Raw genomic sequence first — 26,378 nt, forward strand, 5'->3', positions numbered from 1 at the left:
GGATCAGGAAGTCATATCGTCAAAGAACTTCTTGACGCCATCAAAGAAGGATTGCTTTTTAGGCGACTGGTGACCGGCACCTTCTTTTTTGAAGGTGTCATCCAGCTCCTTGAGCAACTCTTTCTGACGCTCCGTCAGTTTCACTGGAGTCTCAACCACAACCCGGCACATCAGATCTCCGGCACTGCCACCACGGACCGGGACAACACCCTTGCCACGCAGACGGAACAGTTTACCCGTCTGGGTTTCCGCTGGAATCTTCAGCTTCACCCGGCCTTCCAGGGTGGGGACTTCCAGTTCACCGCCCAGTGCGGCATCGACAAATGTGATGGGTACTTCACAGTAGAGGTGTTTGCCGTCACGCTGGAAGATCGGATGATCAGCAACACTGACCTGAACGTACAGGTCTCCGGCTGGTCCACCATTGACACCCGCTTCGCCTTCACCGGCCAGACGGATACGGTCGCCGGTATCAACACCGGGAGGAATCTTGACGGAGAGGGTCTTGTATTCCTGAACGCGGCCTTCACCGTGACAGACGTTACAGGGGTCCTTAATCATCTTGCCTGTGCCGCGACAGTCAGGGCAGGTTTGCTGCACAGAGAAAAAGCCCTGCTGCATACGCACCTGACCAATACCGCCACAGGTGGTACAGCTGACAGGCTGAGTGCCTTTTTTCGCACCGGAGCCATCACACCCGTTACAGCTCACCAGTGTCGGAATACGGATTTTCTTGCTAACGCCGCGAACGGCTTCTTCAAGGCTGAGTTCCAGTTGATAGCGGAGATCGGCACCACGCTGGACGGAACTGCGGCTGCGACCACCGCCAGCACCGAAAATGTCACCAAAGACATCGCCGAAAATATCGCCGAAATTACCACCGGCAAAACCGCCAGCACCGCCCATGCCACCCATGTTCGGGTCAACACCGGCGTGGCCGTACTGATCGTAGGCCGCTTTTTTCTCGCTGTCGGAAAGAATTTCAAAGGCTTCGTTGATTTCCTTGAAGCTCTCTTCCGCTGCTTTATCACCCGGGTTACGGTCGGGGTGATATTTCATGGCCATACGACGATAGGCCTTTTTTATGTCCTTGTCTGAAGCGCTCCTTTCTACACCCAGCACTTCGTAGTAGTCGCGTTTTGACATCAGAAAAACCCTGAGCTACCTGCATTCACCAGTCGAGCATGAAAACACAGAGCTAACTGGATTCATGGTCAAGTCTGACAAAGCCATCATTTTGATATATACGACAACGCGGGAATGAATCCCGCGTTGTGACCTTATCATCAGTCATTGATGATCGAGTTGGTCTTACTTCTTGTCATCTTTTACTTCTTCAAACTCAGCGTCAACGGCGTCGTCAGCTGCATCCGCCTTTTGGTCGGCACCGGCATCAGCCTGGGCTTCGCCCTGCTGCTGAGCTTCAGCATACATCTTCTGGGCCAGACCGGCAGAGGCTTCAGACAGTGCCTTGGTCTTGGCTTCGATCTCTTCCTTATCGTCACCTTTGACCGCGGCTTCAACGTCTTCGATCGCCTTGGTGATGGCCGCCTTCTCTTCTTCAGTGGCCTTGTCACCGGCTTCTTCCAGCGTCTTGCGGGTTGCGTGCGCCAGACTGTCAGCCTGGTTACGGGCCGCCGCCAGCTCTTCGAACTTCTTGTCGTCTGCTGCGTTGGCTTCAGCATCCTTGACCATTTGATCGATCTCTTCGTCCGACAGACCGGAAGATGCCTTGATCACAATAGACTGTTCTTTGCCAGTTGCCTTGTCTTTTGCCGAAACATTCAAAATACCGTTGGCATCCAGGTCGAAGCTGACTTCGATCTGTGGCATGCCGCGAGGTGCTGGCGGAATGTCTGCCAGGTCGAAACGGCCAAGGGACTTGTTGTGAGTCGCCTGCTTGCGCTCACCTTGCAACACGTGAATGGTGACTGCGCCCTGGTTGTCGTCGGCCGTAGAGAACACCTGGGACTTTTTGGTCGGGATGGTGGTGTTCTTTTCGATCAGTGGCGTCATTACGCCGCCCATGGTTTCGATACCCAGGGTCAGCGGAGTAACGTCCAGCAGCAGAACGTCTTTGACGTCACCGGCCAGAACCGCAGCCTGGATGGAAGCACCCATGGCCACCGCTTCGTCAGGGTTAACGTCCTTGCGAGGCTCTTTACCAAAGAACTCGGCCACTTTCTGCTGAACCAGTGGCATACGGGTCTGACCACCCACCAGGATAACTTCGTCGATGTCAGACAGGTCCAGGTCAGAGTCCTTGACCGCGATGCGGCATGGCTCCAGAGAACGGGCAACCAGGTCTTCTACCAGGGATTCCAGCTTGGCACGGCTGACTTTAACGTTCAGGTGCTTGGGACCGGTGGCATCGGCAGTGATGTAAGGCAGGTTGACGTCTGTCTGCTGAGTAGAAGACAGTTCAATCTTGGCTTTCTCAGCGGCTTCTTTCAGACGCTGCATGGCCAGTGGGTCGCCTTTCAGGTCGATGCCCTGGTCTTTTTTGAATTCGTCGGCAAGGTATTCGATCAGGCGCAGGTCGAAGTCTTCACCACCCAGGAAGGTGTCACCGTTGGTGGCCAGTACTTCAAACTGGTGCTCGCCATCTACGTCAGCGATCTCGATGATGGATACGTCGAAAGTACCGCCACCCAGGTCATAAACGGCGATGGTCTGGTCGCCTTTTTTCTTGTCCATGCCGTAAGCCAGCGCCGCAGCGGTTGGCTCGTTGATGATCCGCTTGACCTCCAGACCCGCGATACGGCCTGCGTCTTTGGTAGCCTGACGCTGGGAATCGTTGAAGTAGGCAGGAACGGTAATAACCGCTTCAGTTACTGACTCGCCCAGATAGTCTTCAGCGGTTTTCTTCATCTTCTTCAGGATTTCGGCAGAGATCTGAGGCGGTGCTTTCTTGTCACTTTTAACCTCAACCCATGCATCGCCGTTGTCCGCTTCGATGATTTTGTACGGAACCATCTTGATGTCTTTTTGAACGACGTCGTCTTTAAAGCGACGGCCGATCAGACGCTTGATGGCGAACAGGGTGTTGTCGGGGTTGGTAACCGCCTGGCGCTTGGCTGGCTGGCCTACCAGAATCTCACCGTCGTCGGTGTAGGCGATGATGGAAGGGGTGGTACGTGCGCCTTCAGCGTTTTCGATGACTTTGGATTTATCGCCGTCCAGGATCGCCACACAGGAGTTGGTGGTACCCAGGTCAATACCAATGATTCTGCCTTTACTCATTTTGAGTCTCTCCATTGCCCATAATCAGGGCGGAAAACTTTGAAATCTTTGTTCGCTGCCCAATGCTTTCAACCGATGTTGAGTCTGGTGAAACAGCGTTTAGGTGGTGATTACCACGATCTTGGTTTGCTATATGGGAGCGGTCTTTGCTTTTTCAAGGGGCTCTTGCAAGATTCTCGATCAGCCTCCCGGAGCCCCTCTTTGGTTAAGCCGCTTTGGAAACCACCACCATGGCCGGACGGATAACACGACCGTGCAGTGTGTAGCCTTTTTGGAAGACATTCATCACGGTGTTGGGTTCCATATCCGGGTTGGGCACCATGGAGATGGCCTGATGGAAGTTCGGGTCGAACGGCTGGCCTTCAGGGTTAACCTGCTCAACACTGAATTTTGCCAGGGCATCCAGCAGCTGCTTGTGGGTCAGGCGCATGCCTTCGAGCATGGTCTCGTGCTGACCTTCACCCTGTTCTGCGCTTTCAATACCTTTTTCCAGGCTCTCAACCACAGGGATCAGTTCGTTGACGAACTTCTCCAGGGCAAATTTGTGGGCTTTTTCAACGTCCTGCTCTGCGCGGCGCTTGGTGTTCATGGCTTCGGCATGAGCGCGCAGCGCCTGGTCTTTAGCCTGGGCTAGCTGCTCTTCGAGTTCTTCGATTCGTCTGGCGCTATCGTCGTTGGCCTGCTCTTCGGCTTGATCTTCTGAATCAGCCGCCTCTTCCAGAATCGGGTCAACGGCTGCCTCAGCGTCAGCAGAAATTTCAGTTTCGTTGGCTTCAGGTTGCTCGGCCTGATCTTCTGCTTTGGTGTTTTCTACAGTCATTCCAACGTTTCTCCGGATGTCAATCCAGCCTGAAATGCTGGCTGGAACGTGTCTTCGTGTTATGGGCCGTAGTGCTTCCGTAGGGCCCCGGCAAAAGTAAATATTAAGTGATAGCCTAATATGGGGTTCATGGCAGCTTATTCAAGGGGAAATTTGCTTTACCAATTCGGGTTTTAAGTTTACTGTATAAATAAACAGTAACCCGATATGCAATTGGGATCGTGAGAGCTGCCATGCTGAACCAAATTTCCATCAGCAACTATGCCATCGTTGACCACCTTAACTTGGACATCAATCCCGGGATGACCGCCATCACCGGGGAAACGGGTGCCGGTAAATCCATTATGCTGGATGCCCTCGGGCTGGCCCTGGGGGGGCGGGCGGGCAGCGACTGTGTGCGTGATGGTGCTGATCGGGCCGATATCCGCGCCTGCTTTGACCTTCAACGCATACCTGCCGCAATAGAGTGGTTGCAGGAGCGAGATTATGACAGTGAGCATGCTGGCGGTTCCGAATCCTCGGCGAACGAATGTATTTTGCGCCGGGTGGTGACCCGTGAAGGTCGCTCCCGGGGCTATATCAATGGTATCCCGGTCACACTGGCCGAGTTGAAGGGGCTGGGGGAGTTGTTAATCGATATTCACAGTCAGCATGCCCACCAATCACTGTTGAAAAAGAGCAATCACGCTGAGCTGCTGGATGAGTTTTCCGGCTCGCTGGCGCTGTCCCGGGAAGTAGCGGATATGGCCGCAGATTACCGCCAGACCTCTGCGCAATTGCATGCTTTATTGTCCGATCAGCAGGACCGGGAAGAGCGGGTTCAACTGCTGAGTTATCAGTTGCATGAGTTGGAGCAGTTAAACCTTCAGCCCGGGGAGGTTGAGCAGTTGGAGCAGGAGCATCGCCAGCAATCCCAGGCCGGTGCAACCTTATCGGCCTGCCATCAGATTACCCGGGTTTGTACCAGTGATGATGGTGATAATTTGCTGCAGCAGCTCTCTTTCTGCCTGCACCGCCTCAGTGAACTGCAGGTTGCGCATGCCGCCATCAATAACTCTCTGGAGATGCTGTCATCCGCGCAGATTCAGGTGGAGGAAGCGGTTGGCGAGCTGAATCATTTTATTGATCACTTTGATGCCGATCCACAAAGGGCCCGGGAAATCGAAGACCGGCTCAGTGCTATTTTTGATCTGGCCCGCAAACACCGTATCCAGCCAGAAGCGTTGCTGGAGAAACAACAACAGATCAGCGAAGAGCTGGAAAAAGTTCAGTGTCATGATGAACAGGTCGCCGACCTGGAACTGTCCCTGGAACAGCTGCAGAAAAAACACAATCAGTTAGCCGAAAAACTGTCTGCCAGACGCAGGGCCGCCGCGCGAAAACTGGAAAAACAGGTGTCTGAACGCATTGCCTTGCTGGGTATGCCCAAAGGTAAGTTCTGTGTCGAGCTAACAGACATTCCTGATCGCACGGTTGCCTCTCAAGGCTTTGAATCCATCGAGTTCCTGGTGACCACCAACCCGGGGCAACCTCCGCGCGCCCTGGCCAAAGTGGCTTCCGGTGGAGAGCTTTCCCGAATCAGTCTGGCCATTCAGGTAATTATTGCGCAAACCGCGTCAACGCCAACGCTGGTTTTTGATGAGGTAGATGTTGGTATCGGTGGCGGCACAGCAGAAATCGTGGGCAGTATGTTGAGAGAAGTGGGTAAAAAAGGGCAGGTGCTGTGTGTTACCCATCAGCCCCAGGTGGCATCCCAGGCCCATCAGCATCTGCACGTCAGTAAGAAAGTCAGTCGTAAGGCTTCCAGCACCCGTATTCTCAAGCTGGATGGTGAACATCGCGTACACGAAATTGCCCGAATGCTGGGGGGCGTTGAGCTGACTGCACCAACATTGAGTCATGCCCAGGAGATGCTGTTTCAGGCTCAGGTGCAAGCCGTATAAATGCTTCCGATAAAGTTGCTTTAAATGAATTAAAGCAACCTCACAGGTTTGGATGTGGCGGAGTTAATGAAAATTTTTACCTGGTTTGCCACCTTTTTTGTCTGCTTCATTATCTGATTCTGATTCTGATTCTGGTTCTGTCTCTGCATCAGCCTTTGTCTTTGCTTCAGGGTCGAGCTGAACCTCAATATCAATTTCAAAATCACCTTCCACGGGCTCAAGGGCTACGATTGGAAAGGTTGAGTGTCTGAGTTTTTCATATTCGAACCACTCGCAGCAGTAACTATAAGTACCATCCTCCATCGGGTATTCATAGGTAACGCAAAGTACTGGGCCACCGGCTCTCAGGCGGACGAGTTGACCGATTTTTGCTCTTATTTCCATATCTTTGAATCCTTATGCAAGTTTGATAGTTTTTTTAATAGACATTGTTTAATCATATTAGTTCCATCGTTTATTCTTGAATGAGTATTAGTGATAGTTTTTACCCTTATCGCCCTCTTCTGCTTCCGCTTCTGTATCTACTTCTGCTTCTGCTTCTATTTCCACTTCGGTGCCGGGCTGACCCTTAATACTGGCTTCAAACTCACCTTCCACAGGTTCAAGGGCTACGATTGGAAAGGTGTAATCTCTCAGTCTGTCATCTTCAAACCACTGGCAGGTATAGCTATAAGATCCATCAGCCATAGGGTATTCGCACGTAACACACAGTACGGGACCACCGGCTCGTAAGCGGACAAGTTGACCGATTCTGGCTCTTATTTCCATTTGTTTGATTCCTTTTGATTGAAAGTCTTTATATAGACATTTTTTTATTATGTTAGTTCCATCGTTTTGCTCTTGACGGAGTTTTTGATTGGATAGTTACGTTTAACTATCTGGTTTGGCACAAAAATCAAGGGATCAATTACGAAACGAATGTTGATCTATCCGTTCTGATTAATTTCACTAACCAATTGAAGAAAAAATGAATTCCCCCTCGGCAGAAGCAGAGGGGGCAAGTGATCTCACAGGTTAGAGGTTAACTCTTGTTTTTTTCTTTTTTAATGCTGCTTATTTTTTCTTCTTTGGACGTACATAGATCACCAGATTGTGATCCACAATTTCAAAGCCGTGCTTTTCAGCAATAGCGTACTGACGTTTCTCGATTTCTTCGTCAATAAACTCGATAACGTCTCCGCTCTCCATGCAAACCATATGATCATGGTGCCCCCCGCGGGCGAGCTCAAACACGGAATGACCGCCATCAAAGTTATGGCGAACCACTAAACCGGCACTCTCAAACTGGGTCAGTACCCGGTAGACGGTGGCCAAACCCACATCCTCTTCAGCTTCAAGCAGAGCCTTGTAGACATCTTCCGCCGACATATGCTTCTCTTCGGCACCTTCAAGGATCTGCAGAATCTTCACACGAGGCAGGGTGACTTTTAGTCCTGCTTTGCGTAACTCTTGATTTTCCAACACGTTTCCCTAACCCTTTGCAAGATAATCCTGCTATTATCACATTTTCGTGCAGCTTTTTCATTTTGCTCTGCGAGCAGGCTGCTAGTCATTTTTGAGCAAGATAGTGGAAGTCTGAAACCGATGCCAAAAACCACGATCGCCCTGGCCGCCGCACTTTTCTCAGCCACCCTTCTGACAGGGTGCGCCAGCTCCACGGACAGTGGTTCGAAGCTTATCAGTTTCCCCGGTGCCTATAAAATTGATATTCAGCAGGGAAATGTCATTACCCGGGAGATGGTTGACCAGCTCCGTCCGGGCATGACCCGAGCCCAGGTCCAGTATGTCATGGGTACGCCATTGATCGAGGATACGTTTAACAGCAATCGCTGGGATTACATCTACAGCTTGCAGCCCGGTGGTAAGAGCCGTGAGCAGAAGACGGTTACGCTGTTTTTCGTAAACGATCAACTCCATTCCATTCAAGGTGACCTGGTACCTGGTAGTAATCAGCAGTAATCACTGCTGATACCACTCCTGAAGAACATCATCCTCAGTTATTACTGTACAGAATTCTTCTGTTTCGCCTGTTCAGCCCTGCGTTTGCGAACCTCTTTCGGGTCGGCAATCAAGGGGCGGTAAATCTCAACCCGTTCGCCTTCTTTAAGTAGCTGTTCTGCGGGCTTTAACACGGCCTTGCCAAAGATGCCCAGTTTCGCCTCGGCCAGATTAATCTCCGGAAAGTAATCAACGATGCCCGATTTCCTGGCTGCTTCCAGAACTGTAGTTCCCTCTTTGACCTGCAGCGCGATAATCTTCTGCTCATGGGCTCTTGCATAGGCCACTTCTACGTGGATAGTGGGTTCATCCATTAACATCTTAGCCATAAATCTGCTTCGCTCTTTTGCCAAAGGCATCGACCATGGCATTCATCATGTGGCCAATCAGACCACCCAGTGTTGCCTGAGTCAGTTTATTGCTCATCTCAAACTCCAGCTCAAGGGAAACCTTGCAGCCATCCTCAGCCAGGGGCTGAAATGTCCAGATACCGGATAAGTGTTTAAATGGCCCTTCCAGCAGTTGCATCTCAATAGACCTCCCGGGAATCATTTGGTTCCTTGTGGAAAAGCTATGATGCAATCCGGCCTTGCCAACTTCCAGGGTGGCTTCCAACTGTGCGCCTTCCTGACGGTCAATACGACCACCGGCACACCCCGGCAGAAATTCTGCATACGACTCAATATCGCTGACCAGATCATACATCTGTTCAGCGGAATACATGACCAGTGCGGAACGGGAAATCCTTGGCATACAAAGCGCCTTTCATAAAAAAAGGCCGGATAGAATAACCTATTCCGGCCCTTGGATTAATAGACAGTGTCAGGGGCTGTTGAGATCTAGAACAGCGCGGTAATCAACACCGTCAATACACACAGCGGCACGATCACACGGATCATGGCACGCCACAGGTTGAATACTCCCACGCTCAGGCCCAGCTCATGCACCAAGGTTGAACGCTTCATTATCCAGCCAGCGAAGATGGAGACCAGCAGACCACCCACAGGCAGCAGGATATTGCTGGTGAAGTAATCCAGCAGGTCGAAGAAGTTCTTCCCGAACAGCGTGAAGGTCAGGTCACCACTCATGGAGAACACGGTGCCCAGGCCAACAAACCAGATGGCAGCACAGAGAATCACCGTCGCGACGGTACGGCTCAGTGGTGTGCGCTCGATCAGCCAGGCCAGTGCCGGTTCAACCAGGGAGATAGCCGAACTCAGCGCAGCAATACCCACCAGAACAAAGAACAGGAAGCCAAACAGCTCACCCATCGGCATGTGCACAAAGGCGGCCGTCAGGGAGACAAACAGCAGGCCGGGTCCGGCAGAGGGCTCCAGACCATAGGCAAATACGATCGGGAAGACAATCAGGCCGGAGATAATTGCCATCAGGGTATCCAGAGCGGCAACGTTAATGGCGGTTCTTGGAATGGAGTTATTGGCGGGCATATAAGCGCCGTAAGCCATCAGGCAGCACATGCCCAGACTCAGGGTAAAGAACGCCTGACCCAAAGCAGCAACAAACGCTTCACCGGTAACTTTGGAGAAATCCACGGAGAACATAAAGTCAAAACCGCGCATAAACTGTCCGGTTTCCAGCATGCTGTAGCCCAGCATGATCAGCAGCAAGGCGAACAGGGCGGGCATCATCACCTGCAGGCCTTTCTCAAGACCTTTATGGATACCTCGGGCGGTAATCACCAGGGTGATCACCATAAAGACGGTGTGCCAGAAGATCTGACGTGGTGCCGATGACACCAGCCCACCAAAAGCATCACCCACCTGATCGGTGTTCATGCCGCTGAAGGCCCCGATCACAATGTCCCAGGCATAAGAAAGGGACCAGCCAGCGATGACACTGTAGAAAGAGAGAATCAGGAAGCCCGCCAGCATACCCATCCAGCCGATAATGCCCCACAGTTTACTGGCCCCCAGGTCACTGGTCAGCTTGCGAATGGCATTCAGGGGGCTCAGGCGGGTATGACGGCCAATGGCCGTTTCTGCCATCAATAGAGGTACACCCATAACGGCGATGCACAGCAGATAAAGCATAACGAAGGCACCACCGCCATATTGCCCGGCGATGTATGGAAATTTCCAGATATTACCCAGGCCGATGGCAGAGCCGGCGGCGGCCAGCAGGAAGGTCCAGCGGTTGGCCCAGGTTTTTTTCGATGTCGTTGGATTTTGTCCGGACATGGGTTCCCCAATGAGTCGAATTATTTTACTCAGAGGCTGTTTGAAAGGCAGGTGAGGTCTAACAACACAGAATAATTCTTATGGATAAGATACAGCTGCGACCATCTTTATCCATAAGGCCGGTTGTCAAAAACCAGAACAGCAACGCTGCATTTCAGACGGCTTCTTGCTTCTTGAACAATTGCCACGCGAGATTTTCACGGGAACAACACAATCCCGGTAAACCTCCAAGCCGAACAATCAGCTATAAAGACTACCTCAGATGAAACAGCATGCTGATGGAAGAGCGGAGAAGATCACACAGGTTGGTCGCTATTGTACCGGTCAGGCACTTCATCTCAACCGTTTTTTCCGTCTAATTGGTTAAAATAGAGTTTTTTGAATATTAAGGTTATTAAATGCAGAAATATTCACTATGCTAAACCTTCGTTGATCCGGTGCTATTGTCGAAACCCGTCCGGATCCCGCAGAATTAGTGACTTTACATTTAGCTGCTCCTATAATCCGCGCCATGGCAAAAAGTTCAAAGAAAGGCAAACAGGGCGACTCATCCATCGTCGTCAACAAGAAAGCCCGTCACGATTTTCATATCGACGAGACTTTCGAAGCAGGCATTTCCCTCGCCGGTTGGGAAGTGAAAAGCCTCCGGCAGGGCAAAGTCCAGCTGGTGGACAGTTACGTCCTGCTCAAAGATGGCGAAGCCTGGTTGATTGGTGCCCAGATCACACCGCTGATCACCGCGTCCACCCATGTTGTGGCAGACCCTCTGCGTGACCGTAAACTGCTGCTGCACCGCAGAGAACTGGCTAACCTGTTCTCGGTAACCCAGCAAAAAGGCCACGCCTGCATCGCCACCAAACTCTACTGGAAAGGCCATCTGATCAAATGCCAGATTGCCCTTGCCCGGGGTAAAAAAGAGTTTGATAAGCGTGCAGCCACTAAAGAGCGTGAGTGGAATATTGAAAAGCAGCGGGTTATGCACCGCGGCTGATAACCCCCGGCACACGGTTTCACTGTGTGCCGCTTACTCCTTTTTCTTAATGCAATTCACCTGGCTATTGAATTCGGGACTTGTTTCTGAGCAGTGCCTGTACAGTGAATAAAAACAGCTGGCGATGGGTTTCCCGGCTCAGTACTTCATACAGAAGGTGCCTATAGTCTTTCTCAGGAAAATTTAACGACAATGGTATTTTTTGCAGTGTAAAAATACTTATGTACTAAACACAGTTGCATTTGCTATCCACTTTTGGCATAAATACGACAGAGTTTTGTTACTGGGGGCGATCAGGATTCGACGACGGTTACGAAACCCAAGGTGCATGTCGAGGGCGTAGCGGCTCTCGTAAATCAAAACGCTACAAACGTATAGTTGCTAACGATAATAGCTTCAACGGAGCAATGGCTGCCTAATAACAGCTTTCTCCCGATCACTCTGTCTTGTCTGTTGGGTGGAAATTGATCGTTACCGAAAATAGAATCGCCACATCGGTCTTCCTGGAACCGGTGGGTTAAATCCACAGGATCGCGCAGTGTCACCCTGACCGTTGGGTCGTTCTGCGTTAACTTAATAACGGAAACTAAGCATGTAGAGCCGAAGGCGTAGAGCTGGCGGACGCGGGTTCAAGTCCCGCCGCCTCCACCAACCACCAAAACTGACTCAGGCCGACACAGGCAGAGTCAGGCAGATTAAAGGGCGTAAATTCAAAAGTTTACGCCCTTTTTCTTTTTTGGGAATTTTTGTTTCTGATGAAGAACTCGCATTACACGAATATCTTTCCCATCCACCCAGTATGAAACAATCATGGATACTTCCGGAATGATCAGCAATCTGCCACGGATGCCTTCACGCTGAACCCCCATAAGCGGTTGTTCTAATAAGTTTTCAACTTTCGTTTCAATGATCAGATCAGTCTTTTCTGCGGCTTCAGGATTAAAATCATAAAGAAACTCAAAGATCTTTTCCCGATCATTCAGAGACTCTTCTTCCCATAAAACCATCACTGACTGCCTCTGTTGCGAATTTTTGCTTTGCGCTTAGCCATCTCGTCTTTGGCTTTATCGTGTTCAACAAAATCCGCTGCTCCAGAGTCCAGTTTCTCAAATGCCTGGTTGACTTGTTGGGTTAGCCATTGATCGTGGGAGGATAACTTGCGCTGTTGTTCGGCCAGTTGCTCCGTAAACTCCCGGCATGCATCACTGATAGTGCGCCCCTGACTTTCAGCCATTTTTTGAGCCAGGCGTTTTGTTTCCTCATCGACTCGAAATTGTATTCTTGTTTCCATCATGGTTCCCTTATTGCTGTGTGTACAAATGTTAGCACAATGTAGAGAGGCTCACAAAAAACGAGTTAGGTGATTTGGCTATATCAGCATGGAACACGGTAAATCCAATTAGCCCCTCAAACGCCCCTCGTTTGGAAATTCAAAAATTATATGCAGAAAAAATAAGGGCTTATTTAGTCGATTAGTCGATGTATTCCTGATAGGGGTTGAAAGGCAGGCGAACTCTCTGCAAAACTCGCTGGTCTTCGACTTATGACTATAATGCTGGACAGACGAAAAGCCTGTGACCAGACGTCGGCATAAATGCAACAATGCTATGAATGCTATGCAAAGAAAACCAACCACGGGCAGTGGTTGAGGCACCGGTAACCGGCCATCAATTTGTTCTGCCTTTGGGATCAAACATCCATAACTAAATCATGGTACTGACTACTAATGAATAACAGTAACTCCCCCGCCAAACCAACCATGGATTATGCCCAATTGCTGGAAGCCCTGAATCAGGCCAGCACCTTTGATCTGTTCCGGCTGAATGCCATGATTGATCGTGAGCTAGAGTCGTCAGAGCGTATTGGCCGGATCAAGGCGGCGCTGACCGTTGGACAAAAGCTGAGCTACTTTGATCGAAACAGCAACTCGCTGCGTGACTGCGAGGTGTTGCAGCTTAGGCAAAAGCGGGCACTGGTACTGGATTTTTCTGATGGCAAACGCTGGACGGTGCCCTACTACATGCTCAATCTTGAAGGTGCCGATGCCCGCGTTAATCATGAAGCTCAACAAGGCCTGAGTCGCCATGCCATTGCTGTGGGAGATCTGCTGGGTTTTAAAGATAAGCATGGGGAAGAACATTTTGGTCATGTCCTTCGTCTGAATACTAAATCAGTCTCCCTGCAGGTGGCTGAAAGACAATGGCGGGTCGCTTATTCTCTGCTCTACCGTGTTCTGGATGGGCAGGGTGACCAGGAAGGGGAGCTGTTGATTGACGGTGAGAGGGCAGATCAAAGCGGTGATGCTGTCCAGGGTTCATTGCTTGAGCTCTGATAAAATGACAATCAATCTGCCTGTAAAACGCTAAGACTGAGAACAGTATTTACCGAAGAAACCAGATGATTGAACGACACGCTGGAATACTTCGCTGAGAACCTTGATCCGCTGACCGAGCAATTGCAAAAAGGAGCGGTATTTTACATACCTCGAACCATTTTTTTAATTTTCCTCAATCCCCTGATGAGCGTATATATGGTTTGCTGATGCATTCTGAATAATCTACCGGGTTTGTCCAGCCAGCTGATGAATTAACCGTGCTGCCAGTCGGGCCGTGTGTGCATCGATATCATGTTTCGGGCAGGTTTCAGCGATATCAAAGAGTTTCAGCTTGCCGCAATGTTTGATGATATCCAGCAAAGGTTCGACAACCTCCGGTGGAATGCCTCTGGCAGCGGGTGCGCTGACGCCGGGGGCCAGGGCGGCAGGGAAGGCGTCAATGTCGATGGTCAGATAAATATGATCCACCCGGTCGATAAACTGTTGGAGATCTTGCTGTAACGATGGCAGGTTCAGCAGTGTCATTTCTTTATCGAGTCGATAGGCGACACCCAGCTGATCAGCTCGATTAAAAAGCGCCTGAGTGTTACTGCTTGCACTGATGCCAAAACAAAGGTAGTTAAACGGGATACGGTGCTCTCGGGCGTATTCAGAAGCCTGCCAGAATGGCGTTCCTGAGCTGGGACCCGCTTCGGGTAAACGGAGGTCAAAGTGGGCATCAAAATTGATAATGCCGACATTGATCGGGTCTTTACCCTGCCTCTGTTTTTCCAGATGCATCATCAGTCCCTGGTAAGAAGCCCAGCCAATTTCATGGCCTCCTCCCAAACCAATCACTAATTGATCATTGTCTAATAGTTGGCACATCTGCCCGGCATAGTCCTGTTGTGCCTGTTCAAGGTTGGTGCCATGGCAGTGAAGGTTGCCTGCATCCCAAACCGGGGCAGTGCGATTCCAGGGAAGGTTGGTCAGTGCCTGTCGAATATGGTCGGGCCCTTTGGCGGCCCCGGGTCGGCCCTGATTTCTCCGGACGCCTTCATCAGACTCAAACCCCAGTAAAGCAGCTCCTGGTTCGCCCCCCGGTGCATAAGGGCGAACTTTCTGGTGCCAGCGCTGTGCAGCCTGTGGATCGGTTTCCTGATCGATGCGGCCAGACCAGGAGAATGGTGGGTTTCTGGAGATGGTTGATTGCACAATTTGGCCACTTTTTATGATCAGGGAAGGGGAGATGCCCGTGAGCCCGGCCACCAGAGAGGCTGGATGGCTGACAGGCCAGAGTAACAGGTCGGCATCCAGTCCTGCTCTGATTCGGCCAGTTTTTTCTTGCAGACCCAGTGCCTGTGCCGCATGGCGGGTACAACCGGCCAGTGCCTCGGAAGGCGTCATACGAAACAGGGTACAGGCCATATTCATCATCAGTCGTATAGATGCGAAAGGGGAGGTACCAGGGTTCAGATCGCTAGCAATGGCAATGGGAACGCCAGCTTTTCTTAATGCTTCAATAGGTGGCAACTTGGTTTCCCGAAGAAAGTAGAAGGCTCCCGGCAACAGAGTGGCTACCGTGTTGCTGTTTTTTAACGCTTCAATACCGGACTGGCTGAGGTATTCCAGATGGTCCACGGATAGCGCCTGATATTTTACCGCCAGTTGGGTGCCGCCGCTGTCAGAGAGTTGCTCGCCATGGAGTTTGATGTTCATCCCATGGGCTTTGGCTGCTTTAAATACCCGTTCAGTCTGTTCCGGTGAAAAAGCAATGTTTTCACAGAACACATCCACGGCATCGGCCAACTGTTCTCTGGCCACCGCAGGCATCATTTCAGTGCAAACGTGTTCAATGTAATCGTCAGCCCGGTTTTTGTATTCCGGCGGCAAAGCGTGGGCACCCAGAAAAGTTCGAACGACAGTGACAGGGTACTCACTGGCCAACAGACTTGCGGCCCGGAGCATTTTGGTTTCGGTTTCCGTATCCAGGCCGTAGCCGGATTTGATTTCCAGTGTGGTCACCCCTTCAGCCAGTAATGCCTCAAGTCGTGGGCGGGAGTCGTCAACCAGTTCTTCAACCGTGGCTGCCCGGGTGGCTTTGACGGTGGAGAGAATGCCACCTCCCTGTTTGGCGATGGTTTCATAGCTGACGCCTTCAAGCCGCTGTTCAAACTCTCTGGAGCGGTCGCCGGCATAGACCAGGTGGGTGTGGCAGTCGATCAGGCCGGGTGTTAGCCAGTGTCCTTGTCCATCGATGGTCTCTTTCGCATTGCTACCTGGCGGTAATTCTGACTCTGCTCCTGCCCAGGCAATCTTGCCGTCCTGCACCAGCACGGCACCCTGGCTGACGCTGTGATAGGGGCAGGTGGCAGTGCGGGCCGGGTCCATGGTGGCAAGGTGAATATTCCGAATGAATAGGTCACAGGCGGTCAGTGATGGATCAGCGTTACTGTTGTTCATGGTGTTAGGCCGTTATTGGTTGACTGAATGATGAGCCACAGCTTCAGGAGTAATCAGCATTTGTTGTCTCCTTTAGATAATGCATGAACGTCAAAATAAATACTTGCCAGAAAAGTTCAAACGATACTCGATTAATGAAGTAATCGGTTCCCATATCCATTCTTGGGAAAAGAGCCGTGTGAAATTATCTTCTGAGTAAGGCGGCGATCATATTACCAAGTGCAATGCCAAGGAGTACTTCCACAATCAGGGCAAGAATAGCGTCCACTTCCTGCCTCAACAACTCACTGGCCATTCTGGGGAAGTCAACGGGGTTATTGTTGTTGGGTCGGATAAAAGCGACTCCGATCAACAGATCAAGAAATTTTGCAAAGGAAAAGAAGGAGCGTAACTCCATAGCCAGTGAAAGTATTCTGGCATTGTCCTCGAAGGTAATCGAGTTATAAGCAAATAACGTCGATAAAGAAATTGCGACAATACTCCGACGAGACAATACCCTGTCTATAATGCTCCAGTCACCTGCCCTGTCTACTTCAAAGGGAAAATATGCATGTCGGCATAAAGGGCAGTTCAGTTTTCGCTCTCCCCACTGGACGATGCATGAGCGTCCAAAAGTATGTCCACAACTCATTAAAGCCCGATAGTGTGTGGGAACATCATCATATTCTCCCAGACAAATACTGCACTGATCACTGGTAACGTTGTTCACTCTAACCTCGAGAAAATCCTTGAATTTTTTAGCGAAATCGTACAATTTGCATTATCTTATTGTATATACAACTATATACAATAAGATAATATAATCAAACTCAGGATCCCCGGGATCGCCGGAACGTCTGAAAAGCTCCAATTGGCACAAATAAATTATGAATCAGAGCCTGTTACCCCGTTATCAGCAGATTAAGCACTATATTCTTGACAAGATTGAGTGCGGTGAGTGGACAGAATCCCGCAAGGTGCCTTCTGAGAATGAGCTCTGCCAGCAATTTTCGGTAAGTCGGATGACCGCCAGGAAGGCGCTGCAGGAGCTGACGGCATCGGGCGTACTGATGCGCCAGCAAGGGTTGGGTACGTTTGTGGCTCCTATCGAGCCACAATCGTCAATACTGACGGTAAAAAATATTGCCGACGAGATCAGGGGGCGAGGGCATGGTTACAGCAACCGGGTATTGCTTCTGTCTGAAGAACAGGCGTCCGAGGCCATTGCGGTTTCCCTTGAGTTACCGGAGTCAGCGAGCGTTTTTCATTCCATTATTATTCACTACGAAAATGGCCTGCCACTGCAATGGGAAGAACGTCATATTAACCCGCGGTTTGCTCCGGATTACCTGAAACAGGATTTTTCAAGGGAAACGCCCAATGTTTATCTGACCGGGGTTGCAGCGCTTACAGAAGCGACACATGTCGTTGAAGCAGTATTGCCTTCAAAAGAAGTGGCCGAAGCTCTGGCTATGGAAGCCGGTGCTCCCTGTCTGAGAATCACGAGAAGAAGCTGGTGTCGGCACGGTGTCGTCAGTCTGGCCAGGCTGATGCACCCCGGTGACCGATACCGCCTGGGAGACCATTTACAGTTTTCCTGATGACCTGCCGACAAGTCGGATCACAGGAGTAACACCGACAGCCTTCCGGGGCAATAACAACGATTGTGCAGGTGACAGTTCCACAATAAAGCAGCGTAACGTAGAGGACGGTGAATATGGCAAGTGAACAGGAGAAGATGCTTATAGCCGGTGGTAAAGAACCCGTTGTTAAAACCGGCAGTAAAGGCCATCAGCGATTTGATCCGGACCGAATCATTCGGGCTCCCAGAGGTTCTGAGCTGAATACCAGCAGCTGGCAGGTAGAAGCCCCTCTGCGTATGTTGATGAATAATCTGGATCCGGAGGTGGCAGAGCATCCTGAACAGCTGGTGGTTTATGGCGGTATTGGCCGGGCTGCCCGGGATTGGGCTTGCTACGACCAGATAGTGGCCACTCTGCAACGTCTGCAAACCGATGAAACATTGCTGGTTCAGTCCGGAAAACCGGTCGGGGTATTCAAGACCCACCCCGGTGCTCCCCGGGTGTTGATTGCCAACTCGAACATTGTGCCTTATTGGGCAAACTGGGAGTACTTCCATGAGTTGGATAAACAAGGGCTGATGATGTATGGCCAGATGACCGCAGGCTCATGGATCTACATTGGTTCCCAGGGCATTGTGCAGGGTACCTACGAAACCTTTGTGGCCATGGCCAAAACCCACTTCCAGGGGGATGCTTCGGGCAAGTGGATTCTCACCGGTGGCCTTGGCGGCATGGGGGGCGCGCAGCCTCTGGCGGCGACCATGGCCGGTTTTTCCATGCTGGCCTGTGAAGTGGATGAGTCCCGAATCGACTTTCGCCTGAAAACCCGTTACCTGGATAAAAAAGCGGCGACGCTGGATGAAGCACTGGCGATGATTGAACAGGCCAAATTGGCAGGCAAGGCGATTTCGGTGGGCTTGCTGGCGAATGCGGCGGATATATTCCCCGAGCTGGTTGAACGCAATATTACGCCGGATGTGGTGACAGATCAGACATCTGCCCATGACCCATTGAATGGTTATTTACCCAAAGGGTGGACGTTGGCACAGGCCTGCGAACGTCGTCAGGCGGATGAAACGGCTGTTACCCGTGCTGCACGAGAATCTATGGCTGTGCAGGTGAGGGCCATGCTGGAGCTGCAAAAGCGGGGGGCGGCAACTGTTGATTACGGCAACAATATAAGACAGATGGCGAAAGAGGTTGGGGTTGAAAACGCGTTTGACTTCCCCGGTTTTGTGCCTGCTTATATTCGTCCACTCTTTTGCCAGGGTATTGGTCCTTTCCGCTGGGCAGCCCTGTCCGGTGACCCTGAAGATATCTACAAGACTGACCAGAAAGTCAAAGAGCTGATTCCCGACGATGCACACCTTCATAACTGGCTGGATATGGCCAGAGAGCGCATCGCTTTCCAGGGTCTGCCAGCCCGAATCTGCTGGGTGGGTTTGCAAGACCGGGCCCGCCTTGGGCAGGCCTTTAACGATATGGTGGCCAGTGGTGAGCTGAGTGCGCCAGTAGTGATTGGTCGTGATCATCTGGATTCCGGCTCGGTTGCCAGCCCTAACCGGGAAACCGAAGGGATGCAGGATGGCAGTGACGCCGTCTCTGACTGGCCTTTGCTGAATGCCCTGTTGAACACTGCCTCGGGGGCAACCTGGGTGAGTCTCCATCATGGTGGTGGTGTAGGGATTGGTTACAGCCAACATTCCGGTGTGGTGATTGTCGCTGATGGTACCGAAGAAGCCCGGAAAAAACTGGGCAGAGTGCTGTGGAATGACCCGGGAACCGGAGTCATGCGCCATGCCGATGCAGGGTATGACATTGCCCGTGAGTGCGCACAGGACAATGGTCTGGACCTGCCCATGCAGTCGGGAGGGCAAAGGTATGAATGAGTTAGTGATTTCCCCCGGAAAATTATCGCTGAGTGACCTGCACAGGGTTAGTCGTCACGAGGTTCAGATCAAGCTGGGCTCGGACTGTTATGAAGCCATTCATAAAAGTGTGGCCTGCGTGAATCATGCGCTGGCAGAAAATCGGGTTGTGTATGGTATCAATACCGGTTTTGGTCTGCTGGCCAATACCCGGATTCCGGATCAGGAGTTGGAGGATTTGCAAAGGAGCATTGTGCTTTCGCATTCGACAGGTGTTGGACAGTTTATGGATGAAAGCACTGTCCGCCTGATGATGGTATTAAAAATCAACAGCCTTGCCCGGGGATTGTCGGGAGTGAGGCTGGAATTGATTGAAGCACTGATTCAACTGATTAACCTGGAGGTTTACCCCTGTGTCCCCGAGAAGGGGTCCGTAGGGGCCAGTGGTGATCTTGCGCCGCTGGCTCATATGAGCTGTTTATTGCTGGGTGAGGGGCATGCCCTGGTGGATGGTCAGCAGTTGACGGCCATGGAAGCCCTGACCTACGCCGGTATGGAGCCCATGAAGCTGGCACCGAAGGAAGGACTGGCACTGTTGAATGGTACCCAGGCCAGTACGGCCTTTGCCTTGCAGGGACTGTTTGGTGCGGAAGATTTAATGGCATCAGCCATCATCGCCGGGAGCCTCTCCATTGAAGCCGCCATGGCCAGCCGTCGTCCTTTTGACCCGCGCATTCACGAGGCGCGGGGGTTGCAAGGGCAAATTGATATTGCTCATGCCTACCGTACCATGCTGGATCACAGTGACATTGAGCAGGCACACATAGATTGTGACAAGGTTCAGGATCCCTACTCACTGAGATGCCAGCCTCAGGTGATGGGAGCCTGCCTGGAACAGATGCGTTATGCCGCGGGTCTGCTGGCAGTGGAAGCCAATGGTGTTACCGATAATCCCCTGGTCTTTGCTGAGCAGAATGAAATACTTTCCGGTGGCAACTTTCACGCCGAGCCAACCGGCATGGCTGCCGAAGCACTGGCTCTGGCCATTGCCGAAATCGGTGCCATCAGTGAACGCCGCATTGCGTTGCTGGTGGATCAACACCTGAGCGGATTGCCGCCATTTCTGGTGAAGAACAGTGGCGTCAATTCCGGCTTTATGATTGCCCATAACACGGCGGCTGCCCTGGCCAGTGAAAATCGTTGCCTCTGCCATCCTTCGGTTGCCGATAGTCTGCCCACTTCTGCCAACCAGGAAGACCATGTCTCCATGGCAACTTATGGTGCCCGTCGTTTACGGGAGATGAACAGTAATACGGCGTCTATTGTGGGTATCGAATTGCTGGCGGCGGCACAGGGAGTGGATATGAGGAAACCCTGCAAAACCTCGGAAACGTTGCAGCGGGTGATGAAAACAGTGAGAAAGGATATACCGTTCTATGATCAGGACCGGTATTTCTTTCCTGATATCCAGAAGGCATCGGAGCTGGTGGCCAGTGGTGAGTTAAGCGTTTATATGCCAGCAGAGCTGCTGCCAAGTCACTCTTAGTTTATGCAGGTGGCTAAATGCTCAACATCTGGTTAACTCATTCACGAGTCGGCTCCCTTCGGGGATCGACCTGTGCACGAAACCAATGTGCGCTATCCATATCTATTTTGGAATTTTTGTTCTGGAACTTGTCAAAACACATATGAATAGTTAATTAATCCTTACCTGTCTTGCAACAAGCTTTGTTGACAACAGCCCCTTGAAGAGAAAAGTTTCTTCGCTTACGCCATGCTCATACTCAACTTCATAAAGCAGCGTAAATGGTAGCCCGTCATTGCTGCCCAGCCAGTCGCTAAAACTGGAAAACCAGCCAACATATTGATGACTTTTATAATTGCCCAGCTCTTTCGCTAATAGCGGCTTGTAGGTTTCCCGGTGCTGGCCGGTGGTGGTAATCCAGTGATCTTTGGTTCGGATAATCAAAGCTGACTTATCGGTCGAGAGACTGTTGATATCCAGATTCGAGAAATAGCTGTCAACTTTCTTCTGATAAAAGAACTGCAGACTGATAAAGCCAGTGATAAAGGCTGACAGAGCAATGATGAATGCAATACCAATCCGTGCCAGCCATGAGCCTAATTGGTTATTTACCAGGGTTTTATTTTGCATAGCCATGCCTGCCTTTTTGAACCGTTCTTGAATAAGTACCGTCATTACTTTGGCTATCGGACGAATGGCAAAAAAAAGTAGCTGATCTGTCAAAAGAAGTGTGGCTGGGGGTACTGCACGATAAGCGGTATGGATGGTTTCACTCTATAAGAAGTCGGGTTTAGTGGTTTTATTATTCTAATCAACGGGATATGTCGTATTTATGGTGAGTTTGCCCTGTTGGCAAAACGACTTACAGGGTTTTGCTGCCACCGGGTTTGTGAGTGGGTAGCCCTGCACCATTACTGCACTTAACTATCCTGTTTAAAGGGCTGCAGGACGGTGCCGACAGATTGAGCAATGGACTTCAGCGCGCTGTCAAAAAACTCATTGGTCGAGGAAAAAAATATGAAAACAAGGATGTCGGAAATCCGTAAGATGTCGGGTTTTACCCTGATTGAATTGATGATCGTTGTGGCGATCATTGGTATTTTGGCATCGGTAGCGATTCCACAGTATCAAGCGTATACCAGGAACTCAACGGCTCAGGCAGCACTGAGCGAAGTGAAAGCATTTCAGACAGCTGTAGCGATTTGCGCACAGACAGCTACCATTCAATCCTGTCAACCTGGAGCTGCTGGTAGCGGTGTACCCACGGTGGATGGCACCAGAGTGTCCATTGGTACATACATAGACAATACTTATGCAGAGCTGATAGTGACGCCAGGGAGTTCATTTGGTGCTCAAACTCTGATTTTCCAATCGGATGCTACCGGTGGTAACTGGAAGATGTCTTGCCAAAATGGTGGAGATACAACGGCAAATAATCTTTGTGGTACAGATGCTGTCACGAAGTCCAAGCAATGGAGCGGTAAATCTGACGGTACTTTTGGAGGTTAACCCTTGCCTCGTTGCTTCTTTCCCACGCTCTGCGTGGGAATGCCAACCGCAAATACCAGTAGCTCCCGCTCTCAAACAAGCCCCAAGGCTTGAAAGCAATTCACCACAAACTCTATAAAAACAATGGCTGAACATTCGGCCAGCTCTGGTATGCATTCCCACGCAGAGCATAGGAACGAGACTCTTGGGGGTAGACTGTGTATTTACCCGGTTTTCCCACTACCAGGCTCAACCAGAAACTCAATCAACTCTCTAACTTGCTTCCTGTTCACATAGTCCTGTAAATCTTCCATCCGTTTACTGCCAATCGTTGGGCACTTGTCTGAAATCTGCCGGGATAACAATCCTCGTAAACCCGTGATACACCCAGCCAACTCGCGGGCATTGGTTTTCCCGATGCCTGGAATGCTCAGCGCACGGATCTCTTGCTCCAGGCTTTTTGGTCGTCGAATGGATTCGAGATATTGCTGGATATCCTGCGGATGCATCCCTGCCGATTGCAGTGAATGGGGTGTCAGCTGCAGAATGTCCACCAGTGTCTGGATGGTTCCCGTTTGACCCCATTGATGAATGGCTGGCTTGCTGATCGCTGCAAGATCAAGCCCCTGCTTACCGGTTAGCCATACCAGGCGAGCGATAAACTGTTGTTCACAACCCGGTGCCATAGAGAGGCAGGTAAAGGGCGTATAACGGCTTGTATCCGGGAGTTCCGGGCTTACCCTGTTTGCCGGACGAAACAACACCTTACCAAAGACCGGTATGGCACTCCCTTTGAGCTTGATACTGATTTGATCCCCCACGGCAATCGCTTTCTTTTCCAGATTCTGAACAGTGCCCAGTGAAAGGGTTGAGAGGGTTCTGTTTTTGAACAGTACGGGCTTAATATGAACCACGGGTGTGATATTGCCGGTTCGCCCAATGGTAAATTCAATCGCCTCCACATTTGATGTGGTGGTTGCTGGTGGAAACTTCCATGCCATGGCCCAGGCTGGAGTATCACCTGTCCAGCCCAGCTGCTTTTTGAAAGTTTTGCTGTCGGCCTTAATCACAATTCCATCCATTAAAAAAACGGGTTTGTTGATGGTTGCGTAGTGCTCAAGGCGCTGTTTGATTTCAGGGTAGGATGTTGGTTTGTGGGTATGCTCCAGGGTCAGAGGAAAGCCCATGTTCGCTAAAGCGGTTATTGACTGTAAACCGCTATTAAACGGGCTGTTTACCCACTGCCATGGGAAAAAATCAAAGGCTTTTACGGCTTCCGTTTCTGGATCAGACCGATTGAGCTGACCGGCAACCAGGTGTCGGGCACTGGCATACTGCTTAAGAATTGATGGAGCAATTATATCAAGCCGAGTGAATAGCTCTCCATGAAGAATGAGTTGGTTTTTTTCATCATTACCCAGTGTTTTTGGGATCAATGGCATCTGCCGGATATGATGGAGGATATCGACTCCAACTTCGCCATTTCCCCGGGTGGAAGCCTGGATTAACCGTCTGTTTTTATAGACCAGCTCCACCGCAACGCCATCAATCTTCGGCTGTACCAAAACACCACTGTCAGCGATTCGCTGTAAAAAGCGTTTTACTTCTTCTGCAGACTGCGCTTTCTTCAAGCTGCCCATTGGAGCCTGATGGTGAATTGTGTATTTATTGTGAGGCGTTTGGTTAAGGGATTTCTCTGTTGCAATGGAAGGGAAGCACGCTTGCCAGTATTTCAGTCTGGCAAGCAAGTCGTCGTATTCACCATCGCTGATAATCGGGGCGTTCTGGTTGAAATACAGTTCATCATGGTAAGCCACTTCATCCAATAGCCTGCTGATCTGCTCAGTGGCTTCTCCCTGATCCCAATGTGGGCAGTTATCTGCCCGGGCTTGTAGAAGAAAGATTAACAGGAGCGGTATTATTTTTTTCATGCTTCGATTAAAGCATGAAAAGGCGGGTGGTACCCCTCTTTTAGCTTTTCAGCAGCCCCAACGCTGGTTAACTGTGATAACCGTTTGGATTCGCCGACTGCCAGCGCCAGCTATCAGACACCATATCTTCCAACCCTTTTTCCGCTTTCCAGCCCAGTTCGCTCAGGGCTTTGTCCGGGTTGGCATAACAGGCGGCAATATCACCGGAGCGTCTTGGGGCGATCTGGTAAGGGACTGGCTGTTGTGATGCCTGTTCAAAAGCGGCGACCATTTCCAGCACGCTGTAGCCTGTACCAACCCCCAGGTTCCAGGCATGGATTCCCTCAGTTTTCTGCAGCTTCTCGATAGCTCGCACATGGCCAATAGCGAGGTCAACCACATGGATATAGTCCCTGACTCCGGTTCCGTCGTGGGTTGGGTAGTCGTTACCGAAGACACTGAGCTTGTCCAGCTTGCCAATGGCAACCTGAGAGATATAAGGCATCAGGTTGTTGGGAATATCATTCGGGTCTTCACCGATTCTACCGGAAGGGTGAGCACCAACCGGGTTAAAGTAGCGCAGCAAGGCAATTCGCCAGCTATTGTCCGATACCTGAAGGTCCTGAAGGATTTCTTCTATCATCAACTTCGAACGACCATAAGGGTTGGTGGCCGAGGTCGGGAAGTCCTCGCTGATGGGGAGGCTGGCGGGGTCGCCATACACCGTGGCAGAAGAGCTGAACACCAGGGTTTTCACCTTGGCCTGGTTCATGGCTTCCAGCAACACCAGTGTTCCGTGTACATTGTTATCGTAGTAAGCCAGGGGCATGGAGACGGATTCGCCAACGGCTTTCAGACCGGCAAAATGAATAACAGAGGATATCTCATGGTTGCTGAACAGTGAGTGCAACAGCTCATGGTCGCGAATATCCCCTTTGACAAACTTCAGTGTCTTACCAGTGATTTCCTGAACCCGCTTCAAAGACTCCTCACTGCTGTTACTGAGGTTATCCAGAACAATGATTTCATAACCATCGTTGAGGAGTTCGACGCAAGTGTGGCTGCCAATATAGCCAGCGCCCCCGGTTACCAGAATTTTTTTGTTCATTGTGTTGTTGCTCAAGGCTGCCTCCGTGTGTTTTAAAGCTGCTCGACGATCCGCATGGACAGATCCACAGACTGGCAGTCTTTGGTTAGTGTGCCAATAGAGATAAAGTCGACTCCGGTTTCGGCAATGGGTACCAGCGTCTGATCATTAATACCACCGGATGCTTCCAGTTTTGGGGCTTTTCCGGGAAGTTTCCGGTTCAAACGGACGGTTTCGGCCAGCTGGGACAGCGGGAAGTTATCGAGCATGATGATATCGGCTCCAGCCTCTCGGGCAATATTGAATTCTTCCATGCTTTCCACTTCGATCTCTACCGGTTTGCCGGGGGCGATTTCGTGAGCTTTGCCGACCGCTTGAGCAATGCCGCCACAGGCGGCAATATGATTTTCCTTAATTAAAAAGGCATCAAAGAGTCCGATTCGGTGGTTGTGGCAGCCTCCGGCAGCGACGGCGTATTTCTGGGCAACCCGCAGGCCCGGCAGGGTCTTGCGGGTATCCAGCAATTTGACGCTGGTATTACTGACCAGACTAGCATAGCGCTGGCAGCGGGTTGCGGTGCCAGAGAGGGTCTGCAGAAAATTCATCGCGGCCCTTTCACCGGTCAGAAGGCTTTGGGCAGAACCTTTCAGGACTACCAGCACCTGGTTCGGCTCAACCCGTTCACCTTCATCTATATGCCATTCCAGCTGGATATTGGGATCAATCTGGCGGAAGACCTCGTCAAACCAGGGGCGTCCACAGATGATGGCAGGGTCTCGACAGATAATTCTGGCGACAGATTGTTGGGTTTTTGGAATCAGGGATGCCGTAATGTCTCCGGAACCTATATCTTCAGCCAATGCCTGACGAACATTGGTTTCTACGGCACCGTGAAGCTGGTCTCGCACAACCGGGCTCAGGTTTTCAGGCAGTGTATAGGATACTTTCATGGTCATTCCGGAGGTTAC

The 26,378-nt window shown here is 50.9% G+C and carries 25 protein-coding genes and 1 other RNA gene; 9 read left to right on the forward strand and 17 right to left on the reverse strand.

Features of this window, described 5'->3' with window-relative positions; genetic code table 11:
• Positions 1-3: 3 nt before the first annotated feature.
• From dnaJ to grpE, 3 genes are all read right to left on the reverse strand, one after another.
• Positions 4-1,146, reverse strand: a complete 1,143-nt coding sequence (gene dnaJ / locus ACO6UY_RS12290; protein WP_422450082.1) for a molecular chaperone DnaJ — start codon at positions 1,144-1,146, stop codon at positions 4-6.
• Between the two features lie 165 nt (positions 1,147-1,311).
• Positions 1,312-3,243 carry a molecular chaperone DnaK gene (gene dnaK, locus ACO6UY_RS12295; RefSeq protein WP_422450083.1) on the reverse strand — a complete coding sequence of 644 codons (1,932 nt, stop codon included), beginning with the start codon at positions 3,241-3,243 and terminating at the stop codon, positions 1,312-1,314.
• A gap of 205 nt (positions 3,244-3,448) precedes the next feature.
• Entirely contained in the window at positions 3,449-4,063 is a 615-nt protein-coding gene (gene grpE / locus ACO6UY_RS12300) for a nucleotide exchange factor GrpE (RefSeq protein WP_422450084.1), read from the reverse strand.
• 233 nt (positions 4,064-4,296) lie between these two features.
• On the opposite strand from grpE, the gene recN reads away from it, so the two are divergent.
• The gene (gene recN / locus ACO6UY_RS12305; protein WP_422490095.1) at positions 4,297-6,006 is read left to right on the forward strand and encodes a DNA repair protein RecN; all 1,710 of its coding nucleotides are present in this window, start codon (positions 4,297-4,299) and stop codon (positions 6,004-6,006) included.
• Positions 6,007-6,069: 63 nt separating this feature from the next.
• On the opposite strand, the gene ACO6UY_RS12310 is transcribed toward recN, so the two are convergent.
• From ACO6UY_RS12310 to fur, 3 genes are all read right to left on the reverse strand, one after another.
• Positions 6,070-6,390 (reverse strand): DUF2158 domain-containing protein, encoded by a 321-nt coding sequence (locus ACO6UY_RS12310; protein ID WP_422490097.1) that lies wholly within the window; start codon positions 6,388-6,390, stop codon positions 6,070-6,072.
• An 87-nt stretch (positions 6,391-6,477) separates the two neighbouring features.
• Entirely contained in the window at positions 6,478-6,774 is a 297-nt protein-coding gene (locus ACO6UY_RS12315; RefSeq protein WP_422450087.1) for a DUF2158 domain-containing protein, read from the reverse strand.
• A 285-nt stretch (positions 6,775-7,059) separates the two neighbouring features.
• Positions 7,060-7,470 carry a ferric iron uptake transcriptional regulator gene (fur, locus tag ACO6UY_RS12320; protein ID WP_101745083.1) on the reverse strand — a complete coding sequence of 137 codons (411 nt, stop codon included), beginning with the start codon at positions 7,468-7,470 and terminating at the stop codon, positions 7,060-7,062.
• A gap of 120 nt (positions 7,471-7,590) precedes the next feature.
• On the opposite strand from fur, the gene ACO6UY_RS12325 reads away from it, so the two are divergent.
• The gene (locus ACO6UY_RS12325; RefSeq protein ID WP_101745082.1) at positions 7,591-7,965 is read left to right on the forward strand and encodes an outer membrane protein assembly factor BamE; all 375 of its coding nucleotides are present in this window, start codon (positions 7,591-7,593) and stop codon (positions 7,963-7,965) included.
• A 41-nt stretch (positions 7,966-8,006) separates the two neighbouring features.
• Here the strand turns inward: ACO6UY_RS12325 and ACO6UY_RS12330 are convergent, their stop codons facing one another.
• The 3 genes from ACO6UY_RS12330 to ACO6UY_RS12340 all read right to left on the reverse strand — a co-directional run bounded on the left by ACO6UY_RS12330 (position 8,007) and on the right by ACO6UY_RS12340 (position 10,202).
• Positions 8,007-8,333 carry an RnfH family protein gene (locus ACO6UY_RS12330; RefSeq protein WP_422450088.1) on the reverse strand — a complete coding sequence of 109 codons (327 nt, stop codon included), beginning with the start codon at positions 8,331-8,333 and terminating at the stop codon, positions 8,007-8,009.
• Positions 8,326-8,757: a type II toxin-antitoxin system RatA family toxin gene (locus ACO6UY_RS12335; RefSeq protein ID WP_269675517.1), complete on the reverse strand. Its 432-nt coding sequence runs from the start codon at positions 8,755-8,757 to the stop codon at positions 8,326-8,328. The genes ACO6UY_RS12330 and ACO6UY_RS12335 overlap by 8 nt, the downstream gene beginning before the upstream one ends.
• Before the next feature lie 86 nt (positions 8,758-8,843).
• Positions 8,844-10,202 carry a sodium-dependent transporter gene (locus tag ACO6UY_RS12340; RefSeq protein WP_422490099.1) on the reverse strand — a complete coding sequence of 453 codons (1,359 nt, stop codon included), beginning with the start codon at positions 10,200-10,202 and terminating at the stop codon, positions 8,844-8,846.
• 511 nt (positions 10,203-10,713) lie between these two features.
• On the opposite strand from ACO6UY_RS12340, the gene smpB reads away from it, so the two are divergent.
• Together smpB and ssrA are read left to right on the forward strand one after the other, a co-directional pair.
• Entirely contained in the window at positions 10,714-11,193 is a 480-nt protein-coding gene (smpB, locus tag ACO6UY_RS12345; RefSeq protein WP_101745079.1) for an SsrA-binding protein SmpB, read from the forward strand.
• Between the two features lie 285 nt (positions 11,194-11,478).
• Positions 11,479-11,844: a transfer-messenger RNA gene (ssrA, locus tag ACO6UY_RS12350) on the forward strand.
• Between the two features lie 59 nt (positions 11,845-11,903).
• Here the strand turns inward: ssrA and ACO6UY_RS12355 are convergent.
• Both ACO6UY_RS12355 and ACO6UY_RS12360 read right to left on the reverse strand, forming a co-directional pair.
• A complete protein-coding gene (locus ACO6UY_RS12355; protein ID WP_422450090.1) occupies positions 11,904-12,200 on the reverse strand; it encodes a type II toxin-antitoxin system RelE/ParE family toxin in 297 nt (98 codons plus the stop codon).
• A complete protein-coding gene (locus ACO6UY_RS12360; RefSeq protein WP_422490101.1) occupies positions 12,200-12,487 on the reverse strand; it encodes a type II toxin-antitoxin system RelB/DinJ family antitoxin in 288 nt (95 codons plus the stop codon). The genes ACO6UY_RS12355 and ACO6UY_RS12360 overlap by 1 nt, the downstream gene beginning before the upstream one ends.
• A 432-nt stretch (positions 12,488-12,919) precedes the next feature.
• Here ACO6UY_RS12360 and ACO6UY_RS12365 point away from each other — a divergent pair, with 432 nt between their 5' ends.
• Positions 12,920-13,525, forward strand: coding sequence for a hypothetical protein (locus ACO6UY_RS12365; RefSeq protein ID WP_422450092.1), 606 nt, complete (start codon positions 12,920-12,922; stop codon positions 13,523-13,525).
• Positions 13,526-13,750: 225 nt separating this feature from the next.
• On the opposite strand, the gene hutI is transcribed toward ACO6UY_RS12365, so the two are convergent.
• Both hutI and ACO6UY_RS12375 read right to left on the reverse strand, forming a co-directional pair.
• Positions 13,751-15,970, reverse strand: coding sequence for an imidazolonepropionase (hutI, locus tag ACO6UY_RS12370; protein WP_422450093.1), 2,220 nt, complete (start codon positions 15,968-15,970; stop codon positions 13,751-13,753).
• 184 nt (positions 15,971-16,154) lie between these two features.
• Positions 16,155-16,679: an RING finger domain-containing protein gene (locus ACO6UY_RS12375; protein WP_422450094.1), complete on the reverse strand. Its 525-nt coding sequence runs from the start codon at positions 16,677-16,679 to the stop codon at positions 16,155-16,157.
• Positions 16,680-16,836: 157 nt separating this feature from the next.
• Here ACO6UY_RS12375 and hutC point away from each other — a divergent pair, with 157 nt between their 5' ends.
• The 3 genes from hutC to hutH all read left to right on the forward strand — a co-directional run bounded on the left by hutC (position 16,837) and on the right by hutH (position 20,946).
• Entirely contained in the window at positions 16,837-17,550 is a 714-nt protein-coding gene (gene hutC, locus ACO6UY_RS12380; protein ID WP_422450095.1) for a histidine utilization repressor, read from the forward strand.
• 137 nt (positions 17,551-17,687) lie between these two features.
• Complete coding sequence (hutU, locus tag ACO6UY_RS12385; protein ID WP_422490125.1) at positions 17,688-19,421, forward strand: urocanate hydratase; 1,734 nt, start codon at positions 17,688-17,690, stop codon at positions 19,419-19,421.
• Positions 19,414-20,946, forward strand: coding sequence for a histidine ammonia-lyase (gene hutH / locus ACO6UY_RS12390; protein WP_422450096.1), 1,533 nt, complete (start codon positions 19,414-19,416; stop codon positions 20,944-20,946). The genes hutU and hutH overlap by 8 nt, the downstream gene beginning before the upstream one ends.
• 150 nt (positions 20,947-21,096) lie before the next feature.
• Here hutH and ACO6UY_RS12395 read toward each other — a convergent pair whose 3' ends face one another.
• Positions 21,097-21,600 carry a hypothetical protein gene (locus ACO6UY_RS12395; RefSeq protein ID WP_422490103.1) on the reverse strand — a complete coding sequence of 168 codons (504 nt, stop codon included), beginning with the start codon at positions 21,598-21,600 and terminating at the stop codon, positions 21,097-21,099.
• A 342-nt stretch (positions 21,601-21,942) separates the two neighbouring features.
• Here ACO6UY_RS12395 and ACO6UY_RS12400 point away from each other — a divergent pair, with 342 nt between their 5' ends.
• Positions 21,943-22,434 carry a pilin gene (locus tag ACO6UY_RS12400; RefSeq protein WP_422490105.1) on the forward strand — a complete coding sequence of 164 codons (492 nt, stop codon included), beginning with the start codon at positions 21,943-21,945 and terminating at the stop codon, positions 22,432-22,434.
• A gap of 203 nt (positions 22,435-22,637) precedes the next feature.
• On the opposite strand, the gene ACO6UY_RS12405 is transcribed toward ACO6UY_RS12400, so the two are convergent.
• From ACO6UY_RS12405 to nadC, 3 genes are all read right to left on the reverse strand, one after another.
• The gene (locus ACO6UY_RS12405) at positions 22,638-24,344 is read right to left on the reverse strand and encodes a DNA ligase LigA-related protein (protein WP_422450099.1); all 1,707 of its coding nucleotides are present in this window, start codon (positions 24,342-24,344) and stop codon (positions 22,638-22,640) included.
• A 67-nt stretch (positions 24,345-24,411) separates the two neighbouring features.
• On the reverse strand, positions 24,412-25,431 hold the full coding sequence (gene galE, locus ACO6UY_RS12410) for a UDP-glucose 4-epimerase GalE (RefSeq protein ID WP_422490127.1): 1,020 nt from the start codon (positions 25,429-25,431) through the stop codon (positions 24,412-24,414).
• A 32-nt stretch (positions 25,432-25,463) separates the two neighbouring features.
• Complete coding sequence (gene nadC / locus ACO6UY_RS12415; RefSeq protein ID WP_422490107.1) at positions 25,464-26,360, reverse strand: carboxylating nicotinate-nucleotide diphosphorylase; 897 nt, start codon at positions 26,358-26,360, stop codon at positions 25,464-25,466.
• Positions 26,361-26,378: the final 18 nt, after the last annotated feature.

The organism is Endozoicomonas sp. ALE010, from assembly GCF_049310165.1.
Lineage (GTDB): Bacteria > Pseudomonadota > Gammaproteobacteria > Pseudomonadales > Endozoicomonadaceae > Endozoicomonas.